The organism is Psychrobacter sp. 1176_08 (assembly GCF_052850615.1).
This window is the reverse complement of sequence record NZ_VXCU01000002.1, coordinates 331,855-344,894: the sequence shown is the minus strand read 5'-3', so window position 1 is coordinate 344,894 and position 13,040 is coordinate 331,855. Positions and strand designations below refer to the sequence as shown.

The following is a 13,040-nucleotide window of genomic DNA, read 5'->3' as shown; positions in this document are numbered from 1 at the left end:
ATCCATAGCCAGATTTTCTGATCATTATTTTTAAACACTTGAGAGTCTACTTAAAGAGCCATAAAAGTTAACCAGCAGATTGTACGTCAGTAAGCATCTGTTATTTGCTAGATTTATGTGTGTCAGTCTTAAGGAATATTGAAAAATCTTGATTTATAAAGTTATCTCAAACAAGTATCTGCGTATAGCATTAACATTTTTGGTAATTCAGCAAATTATTGTAGCGTCATCAACGTATTTTATTGCTCGATTGGCACAAAGTTTTGCTGAAAATGGGCCTTTATTTCCTTATATGCTGCTATTTGCTGCCTCTTTGGTGGTCGTTTATGTACCTGCGTATTTCTGTGTCACCAATACGGAGCGCGCTAAGTACGACGCTCATAAGCTATACAACGATACCTTCCATACTGTTTTTTTAGGTAAGACCTATTTTTTATCAAGCGATGAGTTACAGAGTACAGCAACGACAACACTTGTTCAGGAAAGCAACTATACGCTTGAAACCGTCATTGATAGTATCTTTGACATTTCAGCGTTGGTTTTTAATGTCTTATTTAATGTGCTCGTTATTGCTTGGTTTTTAGATGGTACATTAATGCTTGGTTATGCAGTAGGTATTGTCTTTGCTTCTATGTTTGTGCATTTCAGACGACATACTTTAAAAACCGCTGCCAAAACAGATCAGCAATCACGGTTGAACTTAACCGCTAAACTTTTTGACAATTGGGATAACGTTGTTATTTTCAACAAGCATAATTACACGCTCTATAATAATATCGTTCAAAAAAGCTTTACGACCGCAAAGAATAATAGTGTCAAATCCACATCTATCCAGCACATTAATTCAAGCCTAGGCATGATCATACTCATGCTGCCTGTTTTTGTAATCACCGGCTTTATTTTTAATAAAAATTGGAATGACGCCGCGACGATGGCGGTGCTAATTGCCACGCTGCCAAGACAAATTCAGCTATTGCAAATGTGCTATGCCTTGATTGGCTACCATACCAGTATCGGCGTTATTAAAACGATGCTAGATGGTATTTTGGAGGTTTTACAACCGACCAATGTGGATTTAGATACCTACATTTAGGCAGACCAAATACGTGTGAAGCAAACAGGAGAGATTTTTAATTCAACACAGTTGCCCAAGAAAGGGAGGGTAACGCTGATTGGTAGTAATGGTGTTGGTAAGTCTTGTATGTTGCTTACGCTAAAAGACCACTACCAAGAACAAGCGTACTATTTGCCTGCCAAGCACAATTTGTATTTTAATTACAAAACAGATCAAACCCATAAAGGCTCAACAGGACAACAACTCATCAAGCAAATTCAAGAAATTAGAGAGGACGACCAAAGTACAGTTGTCATGCTAGATGAATGGGATGCACATTTGGATAAAGAAAATACCCAAATCATAGACCAATATCTTGATGAGCTTGCTCAAACAAGACTGGTTATAGATGTTAGACATTGAGATAGAAAGTGATTAATCTACTAGATAGGTAAACCATACAGTACATTGTGACTATTTTAGCAAGTCAAAACGAGGAGATCGTCAGCCTACTGCTTGATGTTCAAGTTCTCACTAACGATTATTATGAACCTTTCAATTATGGAAAAAACAAAAGAATAGCCCTGCTATAGATATTAATTTACCTCCTACTATAATCATTAAGCTCAAATGATAGACAAAAAAAATCACCAGCCAAGCGACTGATGATTTTTTTATAACTAAGTACGTTATAACAGTATAAACAGTTTACTGCTCAATACGCTGTAAGAATGCTTGCGTACGTGGATGGCGCGAGTCCTCAAATAATTGCTTGGCACTGCCCTCTTCGACAACCACCCCATCTTCAATCAAGACCACATGATCCGCCACATCACGAGCAAAGTTTATCTCGTGTGTCACCACAACCATTGTCCAGCCTTCAGAGGCCAGCTGCTTCATACTCTCAAGGACATCCTGCACCAGCTCTGGATCAAGCGCAGAGGTTGGTTCATCAAACAACAATAATGAAGGTTCAATCGCCAGTGCGCGTGCAATACCGACACGCTGCTGCTGACCACCAGACAACTGAAACGGATAAAGATCAGCTTTATCTGACAGACCGACTTTATCGAGCAATACCAGCGCCTGTTCACGTGCTTGCCCTTTACTTTGTCCTTGTACCACTGTCGGCCCAAGCATCAGATTTTCAAGCGCCGTCTTATGGGGAAACAAATTATAAGATTGAAACACCATACCCGACTTACGTTGTAACGCCAGCAAAGTGTTTTTCTTAGGCTTAGTGGCAAAGTCAACGGTCAGGCTGCCATCATCAAAGGCAATCACCCCTGAATCAGGAATCTCTAATGCATTAAGACAGCGTAAAAAAGTGGTCTTCCCTGATCCTGAAGGCCCTAATATGACGACCACCTTGCCTTTATTAATGGTCAAATCGATGCCCTTTAGCACCTGATTGCTACCAAAGGCTTTATGAATATTAGTGACTTTGATCATGAAAATTCCTGTTGTACTGATAGCTGCTTTGCTAATCGCAATAACACGTGATGACAAATATACTCGTACCGTTTATAGGCTTTTACTTCGCCACATAACGATCCAGTCTGGTTTCAAGCTTACCTTGGATAAAGGTGAGGAACAGACAAATACCCCAATAAATAATCGCCGCTTCGGTATAAACCAGCATAAACTCATAGTTACGGGCGGTGATAATCTGCGCTTGTTTAAACAGCTCTGTCACCAAGACCAATGAGGCAAGCGACGTGTCTTTCACCAAACTGATAAATGTATTGGATAATGGTGGTACGGATACCCGAAGCGCTTGCGGCAAAATAACATGACGAAACGTTTGCAGATACGTAAGTCCAACCGTCGAACCTGCTTCCCACTGCCCTTTTGGAATCGACAAAATCGACGCACGTACCGTCTCTGATGCGTAGGCACCAATATTCAGTGAAAAGGCAATAATGGCGGAGGGAAAAGGATCAAGCTTAACCCCAACGCTTGGCAGTCCATAGAAAATAATAAATAGCTGCACCAGCATTGGTGTCCCGCGAATGGCAGACACATAGATACGAGCAAGCCTATAAATGATCTGATGGAACCAGCCAGTACGTGGCACGATACGAATCAAAGCCACTGTCAGCGCAATGATCATACCAATCGTAAATGAAATCAATGCCAGTGGTATCGAATAATAAATACCACCTTTGAGCATCGGCCAAAAAGACGAGATGACAATCTGCGCCCGATCAGGGCTCATAAATGGCAACAACGCCAATAATTCAGCTAACCACGACACTGACATTATAGATCCTAGCATTATTTTTGTTTACTTATATCAGCACCAAAGAACTCTTCGCTCAATTTGGTCAGCGTGCCATCAGCCTGTAGCTCTGCCATCGCTTCATCCAATTTTGCTACTACAGCATCATCGCCTTTGATAAGGACCAAACCTGAGCCAGTTTGCTCACTAGCAGGCGCAGTCAGCTTAATCTCAAGACCTGAATCTGGGAATTTTTTTAGATAATCCAATACTGCCAGATTGTCATTCATCGTAAAGTCAGCACGGTCTTGTTTGACCAATTGAACGGCTTGCGCCATACCATCGACAGGGACGATTTCTGCACCATAACGCTGGGCCAACTCACCATAGTTACTGCTGAGCGACTGAGCGGTACGTAGGCCTTTTAGACCTTCCCAAGAGCTATAACGGTTGTCATCGGTCGGTGCCAAGACGACTGCGCCTGACCAGCTATAAGCCGTGGTTTTGTCATACTTCGCTTGACGTTCTGGCGTGGTCAAGCTAACTTGGTTAGACACCATATCGAAACGTTTTGAGTCCAAACCTGCCAGCATCGCATCCCATTGGGTTTCTTTAAACTCAACATCGACGCCCAATTTTTCAGCAACGGCACGTGTCACTTCTACATCGTAACCTGTGAGTTTGCCACTCTCGTCATGATACGTGAATGGAGGGTAAGTGCCCTCTGTACCGACGTTGATAGTGCCACCGTTATTGATACGTTGCAGCAAATCAGAACCGCCTGTCGCGGTACTGTCCGTCGCTTTGGTATCAGTTTCAGTAGTAGTTGACTGACCACAAGCGGCAAGCAGGACTGTACTAGCGGCAAGGGCTAAGAGAGTACGACGTTTCATAAGACGTCCTTATAAGAGTGAATGGATGAGTCGAGACTGTTATATCAATGTCATAATGCCAGCAAATAATCTAAACCTCACGCAGACAGATATCACAATGCATATCTGAATCGTATTATTTTGCTTTGGTTGCCCGATTTAAGGGTTCTCAGTATATTTTTCAATACTGTTTCTACATTATTTTAATCGTTTAGACGATTTTATAGCAAATTTTGAGCCTATAACGGTCGCCTAGACCGCAATGTGTTCATATAGTAGCGTACTTCAGAAAGAATAAACGTACAAAAATAGTGAGTATGCGTCAATTTATCAAAGCTCGCCTGAAAACTGATACCGATCGCCAGCATGCCACATTTTTACAAAGGTGACGACTTGACCCGCTGAGTAGGTCTGGCGACGCAGTACCAACGTTGGCGACTGCGGTGCGATTTTCAAAAAAGTCGCAATCTCCTCTGGTGCTGCCAATGCACGAATGGTGTAGCTTCCGCGCTCTAGCGGGCTTTTGGCAATCAAGTAATCACTGGTATTGACCACGCTAAAATCTTGCTCAATAAATTCAGGGACTTTTTTGGCATCGACCCAGCGCTCTTCAAACTGAATCGGCTGACCATCGGCAAAGTGAATAATTTTTACTTCATACAATACAGTCGCGTCAGCGCTATTCGCCACGTCATCATTCTTACTGTGAGCGGACAATGTCTCTGCTGTCTCAATACCAAACTTACGGCGCAGCTCATCATCCAGCATATTGGCGGTAATGGCACGTTTGCTTACCACCTGCGCTTGATAATCACGATTGGCGGATTTTAAATCCTGAGCGATATTGCGTACTTCTACAAAGGTATGATTAAACTGCTGCTGGGCGACAAATGTGCCTGACCCCTGCCGACGCTCCAATACCCGCTCTTCGCTCAATTCTTTTAGCGCACGGTTGACCGTCATCCGTGATACACCAAACTCTTTTGCTAGTGCCATTTCTGTCGAGATCGCTTTGCCTGCTTGCCATTTACCAGAATGGATGTTGTCTAATATCGCATTTTTAATCCGCTGATACGCTGGGATTGTTTTTGTCATATTCGTTTTAAACCGTCAGTTCCGCTAATAAGAGTAGCGCCATAATATCATGACAATCATGCGAACTCTTATTCATATCACTCTATCAGTTATGCTCCTTTTTTCATTAACTCTAATTTTTATAAAAAAATCCTTGCATGAAAAAAGTATCTTTGATAATTTGTATATACAACTTATGAGTGACCTCGAATAATCGCACTCAAAACCTGCATTAATAAAACTGTATTGATAACACAAGGAACGATCATGACGACCGATAATGGAAACAGCGAAAACGCAGAAGTGAAAAACAACGAATTTACCCGCCGTGATGAAAGTCGTGATATTGCTGCCCCCACTGGCAGCACCCTTCATTGCAAAAGCTGGCTGACCGAAGCGCCTTATCGCATGCTACAAAACAACCTGCATCCTGATGTCGCTGAAAACCCAAAAAGTCTTGTGGTGTATGGTGGTATTGGACGCGCTGCTCGTAACTGGGAAAGCTATGATCAAATCCTAGCGTCATTAAAAGAATTAGAAGATGACGAGACGTTGTTGGTGCAGTCAGGAAAACCCGTCGGCGTTTTTCAAACGCATGAAAACGCACCGCGTGTCTTGATTGCCAACTCAAACCTTGTACCGCGCTGGGCAACGTGGGAGCACTTCAATGAGCTTGATCGCAAAGACTTGTTTATGTACGGTCAAATGACAGCAGGTAGCTGGATTTATATTGGTACGCAAGGCATCGTGCAAGGTACTTACGAAACCTTCGTTGAGGCAGGTCGTCAGCATTATGATGGCAGCTGGAAAGGACGCTGGATTTTGACTGCGGGACTTGGCGGTATGGGCGGCGCACAGCCACTAGCGGCAACCTTTGCTGGCGCAACCTCATTGAACATCGAGTGCCAGCAGTCTAGTATCGATTTCCGCCTGCGTACTGGTTATGTCGATAAACAAGCGGACGATCTTGACCATGCTTATGAATTGATTAAGCAGCATACTGACGCGGGTGAAGCCGTCTCAATCGCTCTACTTGGTAATGCCGCAGACATCTTGCCTGAGATGGTCAAACGCGCTCGTGCTGGCGGCATGAAACCTGATTTGGTCACCGATCAAACTTCAGCCCATGACTTGATCAATGGCTATCTGCCAAGTGGCTGGACGGTTGAAGAATGGAAGGCCGCACAAGAAGATCCAGAGCAACACGCCGCACTCACCAAAGCGGCAGCAGCGTCTTGCGCCACACACGTACAGGCGATTTTAGATCTACAAGCGATGGATATTCCAGCGACTGATTATGGCAACAATATCCGTCAGGTAGCATTTGATGAAGGGGTCAAAGACGCCTTTAATTTCCCAGGATTCGTCCCTGCTTATATTCGTCCACTCTTCTGCCAAGGCAAAGGCCCATTCCGCTGGGTAGCGCTCTCTGGTGATCCAGAAGACATCTATAAAACGGATCAAAAAATTAAAGAATTGTTCCCTGAAAACCAACATATTCATCGCTGGCTTGATATGGCAAAAGAGCGCATTCAGTTCCAAGGATTACCTGCCCGTATCTGTTGGTTAGGTCTTGGCGAGCGTGACAAAGCAGGTCTGGCGTTTAATGAGATGGTCAAAAACGGCGAACTAAAAGGCCCTATCGTCATTGGTCGTGACCATTTGGACACCGGCTCTGTTGCCAGTCCAAACCGCGAAACTGAAAGCATGAAAGATGGCTCAGACGCAGTCTCTGATTGGGCGCTCCTAAACGGTATGCTCAATGTCGCGGGCGGCGCCACGTGGGTATCATTGCATCATGGCGGCGGTGTTGGCATGGGTTACTCGCAGCATTCAGGCATGGTCATCGTCGCTGATGGTACAGATGCAGCCGCCAAACGCTTGTCACGTGTACTGGTCAATGACTGCGGCTCAGGTGTCATGCGTCATGCAGATGCAGGCTATGAGCTGGCCATCAAAACAGCAAAAGATTACGGTCTCAACTTACCCATGATCAAATAAAGCATCCAAAACATTTTATCAAGGAGGATAACATGATTGAACAAAATACGGCTGCCCACCTCAATGATGGGACAACGCCTCCACCTGAAAAACTGTTATCCAAGTCTTTAGCACTGATACAGCTTATTATATTTAGTACCATTGGACTTGTAATGTTTTTTGTGCCTTTTACCATCGGCGAAAAAAGCACGATCTTGTTCGATCATGGCGCGACCTATCTTGTCAATCAGCAGCATACCTTATCTGTCACCTTGTTATTTTTGTTGATGATTTTTGGGGTTAGCAAGCCTTTTATAGATGGCTCATGGCGTAAAAATATCACGCATAAAATTTTGACTGTATTTAAGATTTTAGGTCTCATTTTGGCAGTAATGTATATCACAGGTACCGCGCCTGCCTTTATGATGGAAGCGGATATGTTGCCGTTTTTATTTGAAAAACTGGCCTTACCTGTCGGTATGATTGTGCCGCTTGGGGCATTGATTCTGGCTTTCTTGGTCGGTTTTGGTTTGCTTGAGATGGTGGGTGTATTAATGCAGCCCATTATGAAACCTATCTGGAAAACGCCTGGCGCATCTGCCATCGATGCGGTGGCTTCTTTTGTGGGTAGCTACTCGATTGGTCTACTGATCACCAATCGCGTGTATCTACAAAAACAGTATTCTGCGCGTGAAGCCATTATTATCGCGACAGGCTTTTCTACGGTATCGGCCGCATTTATGGTGATTGTGGCAAAAACACTCGGTCTGATGGAGTTTTGGAATCTGTTTTTTTGGTCAACGCTGGTGATTACCTTTATCGTCACTGCCATTACCGCTCGTATTCCACCAATTAGCCTCTTTGATGACAACGTTGATCGTCCAGACCTCAATCACGAACGTGGCAAACGTTTAGCAGCAGCATTTGATTTGGGTCTGTCCACCTCTCGTCGCGCAACTGATCTTAAGCATATTTTATGGTCCAACTTTCGTGATGGATTGATCATGGCAGCAGCCATTGTGCCATCTATTATCGCGGTCGGCCTGACAGGTCTATTGTTGGCAAAGTATACGCCAGTGTTTGACGCCTTAGGGTTGCTGCTCTATCCATTTACGTGGTTAGGCGGATTGCCAGAACCACTTGTGGCGGCCAAAGGTATGTCAGCGGGATTGGCTGAAATGTTCTTGCCTGCTCTACTGCTGAGTGAAGCTGATATGTTGACACGTTATGTGGCTGGCGTTATCTCCATTAGTAGTGTGCTGTTTTTTTCCGCTATGATTCCGTGTGTACTGGCGACCGAAATTCCCCTCTCTGTGGGCAAGATGGTTATCATTTGGTTTGAACGCGTGGTTCTTAGCATCTTGTTGGCTGCCGCCTTTGGACAACTGGCTATGTATATGAATTGGATTGGTTAAAACAAGCCAGAAGCTTTGCAAAATTTATCCCAGTAACACTTATCTTCTGTCTAAATTGTATTTGCTATAAACCTTGTATCAATAAAAAATATTATTAATATCCCTTATAAAATTAGGATTATCCTCATGACTGCTATCAAACAACTAACCCTAAACCCTCGCCAGCTTAGCTTTAAGATGCTACGCGATATCTACGATCATCCAGTCGCTCTGACCTTGCCTGACAGCGCTTATGAGGCGATAGATGCGTCACACGAAGATGTACGTACCATCATTGCCCGCGACAAAAGCGCTTATGGGATCAACACGGGTTTTGGTCTACTAGCGAAGACACGTATTAGTGACGATCAACTTGAGCTGCTTCAGCGTAACTTGATTGTCTCTCACTCTGTGGGCACAGGTGACGCGTTGCCAGACAACGTGGTTCGTCTCATCATGGTAATGAAAGTTGCTAGCCTAGCACAAGGGGTGTCTGGCGTACGTCGTGAGGTGGTTGATAGCTTACTTGGCTTAATCAACAATCAGATTACACCCAATATCCCAGCCAAAGGTTCCGTTGGCGCGTCTGGTGATTTGGCTCCCTTGTCACACATGACGCTTGCGATGATGGGCGAAGGTCATGTCTATGTTGATGGCAAAAAGATTCTTGCCGCTGATGCCTTAGCTCAGCATGGACTTGAGCCAATCACACTAGCTGCCAAAGAAGGTCTTGCCCTTATTAATGGTACGCAAGTATCAACGGCGCTGGCACTACGTGGCTATTTCTTAGCGCGTGATTTGCTTGAGACAGCAACCATCGTCGGCTCACTGTCTATCGATGCGGCAAAAGGCTCGGATGCGCCGTTTGATGCTCGTATTCATGACGTACGTGGTCATCATGGTCAAATTGAAATCGCCAAAGCACACCGCGAGCTTATCAAAGGCAGTGCTATTCGTGCCTCGCATGATGGTGAACAAGACGATCGAGTACAAGATCCTTACTGCTTACGCTGTCAACCGCAGGTCATGGGTGCCTGTCTTGATATCATCAACCAAGCAGGGAAAACACTACTCATCGAATCAAATGCGGTAACAGACAATCCGCTTATTTTTAATAACGAAGATGGTCCGGTCGCTATTTCAGGTGGTAACTTCCATGCTGAACCCGTTGCCTTTGCCGCTGATATTTTAGCCTTGGCAATCGCCGAGATTGGTTCTATGTCTGAGCGCCGAGTTGCGTTACTGATTGATGCGACTTTATCGGGTGGCTTACCACCATTCTTGGTTGATAATGCGGGTGTGAATTCAGGCTTTATGATTGCTCACGTTACTGCAGCAGCGCTCGCCTCAGAGAATAAATCTATCGCTCATCCAGGCAGTGTTGATAGCATTCCAACGTCTGCCAATCAAGAAGACCATGTCTCGATGGCAACCTATTGCGCACGCCGCCTATATGAGATGGCACAAAACACGGCCACCATCATCGGTATTGAGCTACTAGCAGCAGGTCAAGGTATCGACTTCCATCGTGGGCTTGAGACGTCAGAGCCTTTAGCAGTAGCACATAAAAAGCTACGCGAACAAGTTACCTTTTATGATAAAGACCGCTACCTTGCACCTGATATTGAAGCGGCAAAACAGCTGGTTTTAGACGGTACGCTTGCTGAGCATTGGCAAGAACTGCGTAGTGACTGGTACGAATCAAAATAAAAAGTCGTTAAGTTTATGTTAGAAAAAGGAGGTCTTTGATGACCATAGCAGCAGTTAGCCACACTGTCGCCGATATGAACCGATGGACAGGGCGCGCAGAGCCATTTGAGACCGACCGCGCCCGCTATTGGTATCAACTGGCCCAGCCTTATGATCAGCAACACATTGGGCTGGTTGGCTTTGCCTGTGACCAAGGCGTCAGACGCAATCAGGGGCGTGTGGGTGCCAAAGCAGCGCCGCCTTTGATTCGTCAGGCCTTTGCTGCGCTGCCAGTCATTTCTGCCTTGCAACAACGTTTTGATAGTCAACTGCCTTCATTACTGGGTGATGTTGGCGATATTCATTGTCATGATAATGGCGGCTTTGCCGAGAGCTCACTTGAGCAAGCCCAAATCAAATATGCCGATAAGGTCAGCCACATTATTGAACAAGGCGGCTTGCCGATTGGGCTTGGCGGTGGTCATGCCATTGCTTATGGCAGTTTTTTGGGATTGTGGCAAGCGTTAGAAAAGACAAACGGTACGACTGTCAGCACACACACAGCGCCGACTATTGGAATTATCAACTTTGATGCGCACCTTGATATTCGTCAGTCTGATGTGGCGACTTCTGGCACACCGTTTCGCCAAATTGCAGAGCATCTTGACGCTCACGGTCAACCGTTCCATTATTGCTGCATTGGTGTCAGCCGATTTTCGAACACGGCTGCCCTCTTTGATCGTGCCGAGCAATTGGGTGTACATATTATCAGTGATGAAGACTGTCATCAGCAGACATGGGATAGTCTTGCCGAGCAAATTGATAGGTTTATTAGTAAAGTCGATGTGCTCTACATGACCATTGATATGGACTGCCTACCATCAAGCGTTGTCCCTGGTGTCAGTGCGCCAGCCGCTTATGGCATTGCGCTCAGTTTTGTTGAGCGCGCCGTCAAACATATCATGGTGTCAGGCAAAGTAAAAGTAGCAGACCTTGCTGAAATCAATCCTACGTTTGATGTCGATAATCGTAGTTGTAAGGTCGCTGCTCGACTGCTGGCGACCATTAGCGAGCAACATCTGCTCACGTTATAGTCGATACTCAATAACATTGATATGCGACATTAGAATGCAGGACTGGTACAAATTTTTCTTGTTTGCTGTGCCTTCGCAAACAGAAGCGATAAAAATTTACTCTAGTCCCGCTCAGTATTTTTTATATTTCACCTGACGATCAGTATGAAGCAGGAGCTTATTATGCCCAACTCACACACACAGCAACTCAGTGATGACACTATAACCTCGTTTGATCACCTTATTATCAATGCCAATATTGCCACGTTTTCAGCACAGTATGGTTTTGGTATCGATACCAATGAGCATGCTGATAGTACCCCATACGGTCAGTTAGAGAATGCCGCCATCGGTATTAAAGACGGCAAGATTGCATGGATTGGGGCTCATGAGCAAATCGCTACTCATCTGCTTCATTATCAAGAGAACCAAGTCACAGACGCAGATGGTCATTGGATAACCCCTGGATTGATCGACTGTCACACTCACATCGTTTACGGCGGCAACCGCAGTAATGAGTTTGAAGCCCGTTTGCATGGTGCCAGTTATCAAGACATCGCCGCTCAAGGTGGCGGTATTGTCGCAACGGTCAGCGCCACCCGCGCGGCCAGTATTGAATCGCTATTTGCCCAAAGTGAAAAACGCCTGCTTGCACTCATAAAAGAAGGCGTCACCAGTATCGAAATCAAGTCCGGCTATGGCTTGGATTTGGACACTGAACGCAAAATGCTCACCGTTGCGCGCCAGCTTGGTAAAAAACACAACATTCATGTAAGTACGACTTATCTGGCCGCCCATGCCTTACCGCCTGAGTACAAGTCTAACAAGCAGGACCGTGCGGACGACTATATCGAGCAAGTCTGCGCGTGGCTGCCAATCTTGCATGCAGAAGGATTGGTTGATGCGGTTGATGGGTTTTGTGAAAATATTGCGTTCAGTAGCGATCAAATCAGACGCGTTTTTGAAGTCGCGCGCTCGTTAGATTTGCCAGTTAAACTGCATGCTGAGCAACTGTCAGACATAGGTGGTAGCGCGTTGGTTGCGGAGTACCAGGGATTATCTAGTGACCACTTAGAGCACCTATCGGAGGACGATATCAAAAAAATGGCGGCCAGCAATACGGTGGCGGTGCTGTTACCCGGCGCATTTTATACCTTGCGCGACACCAAGCTGCCACCGATTGATGCCCTGCGAAAACACAACGTACCGATGGCTATTTCAACCGATTGCAATCCTGGTACGTCACCATTGACCTCGCTGTTATTAGCAATGAACATGGGCTGCACCTTGTTTTACCTCACCCCTGAAGAAGTATTGGCAGGTGCAACCATTCATGCGGCACAAGCCTTAGGGTTAACTCAAAAAGGTCGGATAGAAGTTGGCTGCGATGCCGATTTGGTGCTATGGGACATCACTCGCCCTGCCGATCTGGCGTATCAAATAGGACTCAATCCTAGTGCAGGCATAATGTCTCAAGGTCAATGGCGCAAAAAAGTATGATCAATAGCGTTTTATGCATATATTGAGTCCTAAATAAAAAAGGTACAACAATGATAATGGACTGCTAACGATATATTTTTGTAGCTTCTGTCTGCGAAGGTTTAGCAAGCGAGCAAATATGACGTCGGTAGCACTGTATGTATTTTACATTTGATTGACCATAGTCATTCAAAAAGCCCCAGT

The 13,040-nt window shown here is 45.2% G+C and carries 11 protein-coding genes; 7 read left to right on the top strand and 4 right to left on the bottom strand.

The genetic code is table 11. The features are described 5' to 3' along the window. Nucleotides 1-199 precede the first annotated feature (199 nt). Complete coding sequence (locus FW759_RS04095; protein WP_446442275.1) at nucleotides 200-1,093, top strand: hypothetical protein; 894 nt, start codon at nucleotides 200-202, stop codon at nucleotides 1,091-1,093. A gap of 15 nt (nucleotides 1,094-1,108) precedes the next feature. Next, nucleotides 1,109-1,477 carry an ATP-binding cassette domain-containing protein gene (locus FW759_RS04090; protein WP_446442274.1) on the top strand — a complete coding sequence of 123 codons (369 nt, stop codon included), beginning with the start codon at nucleotides 1,109-1,111 and terminating at the stop codon, nucleotides 1,475-1,477. A gap of 285 nt (nucleotides 1,478-1,762) precedes the next feature. Here FW759_RS04090 and FW759_RS04085 read toward each other — a convergent pair whose 3' ends face one another. The 4 genes from FW759_RS04085 to FW759_RS04070 form a co-directional block, all read right to left on the bottom strand. Further along, on the bottom strand, nucleotides 1,763-2,506 hold the full coding sequence (locus FW759_RS04085) for an amino acid ABC transporter ATP-binding protein (protein WP_443566316.1): 744 nt from the start codon (nucleotides 2,504-2,506) through the stop codon (nucleotides 1,763-1,765). A gap of 82 nt (nucleotides 2,507-2,588) precedes the next feature. Then, nucleotides 2,589-3,317 (bottom strand): amino acid ABC transporter permease, encoded by a 729-nt coding sequence (locus FW759_RS04080; protein ID WP_446442273.1) that lies wholly within the window; start codon nucleotides 3,315-3,317, stop codon nucleotides 2,589-2,591. 14 nt (nucleotides 3,318-3,331) lie between these two features. Beyond that, nucleotides 3,332-4,168, bottom strand: coding sequence for an amino acid ABC transporter substrate-binding protein (locus FW759_RS04075; protein ID WP_446442272.1), 837 nt, complete (start codon nucleotides 4,166-4,168; stop codon nucleotides 3,332-3,334). Between the two features lie 309 nt (nucleotides 4,169-4,477). Further along, nucleotides 4,478-5,242: a UTRA domain-containing protein gene (locus FW759_RS04070; protein ID WP_095569951.1), complete on the bottom strand. Its 765-nt coding sequence runs from the start codon at nucleotides 5,240-5,242 to the stop codon at nucleotides 4,478-4,480. Between the two features lie 246 nt (nucleotides 5,243-5,488). On the opposite strand from FW759_RS04070, the gene hutU reads away from it, so the two are divergent. The 5 genes from hutU (at nucleotide 5,489) to hutI (ending at nucleotide 12,857) form a co-directional block, all read left to right on the top strand. Then, complete coding sequence (gene hutU / locus FW759_RS04065) at nucleotides 5,489-7,222, top strand: urocanate hydratase (RefSeq protein WP_446442271.1); 1,734 nt, start codon at nucleotides 5,489-5,491, stop codon at nucleotides 7,220-7,222. A gap of 32 nt (nucleotides 7,223-7,254) precedes the next feature. Beyond that, the gene (locus FW759_RS04060) at nucleotides 7,255-8,616 is read left to right on the top strand and encodes a YjiH family protein (protein WP_443566317.1); all 1,362 of its coding nucleotides are present in this window, start codon (nucleotides 7,255-7,257) and stop codon (nucleotides 8,614-8,616) included. Nucleotides 8,617-8,742: 126 nt separating this feature from the next. Next, entirely contained in the window at nucleotides 8,743-10,305 is a 1,563-nt protein-coding gene (hutH, locus tag FW759_RS04055) for a histidine ammonia-lyase (protein ID WP_062845258.1), read from the top strand. 38 nt (nucleotides 10,306-10,343) lie between these two features. Continuing rightward, entirely contained in the window at nucleotides 10,344-11,378 is a 1,035-nt protein-coding gene (gene hutG / locus FW759_RS04050; protein ID WP_446442270.1) for a formimidoylglutamase, read from the top strand. A 162-nt stretch (nucleotides 11,379-11,540) separates the two neighbouring features. Next, on the top strand, nucleotides 11,541-12,857 hold the full coding sequence (gene hutI / locus FW759_RS04045; protein WP_446442269.1) for an imidazolonepropionase: 1,317 nt from the start codon (nucleotides 11,541-11,543) through the stop codon (nucleotides 12,855-12,857). The last annotated feature ends 183 nt before the right edge of the window (nucleotides 12,858-13,040 follow it).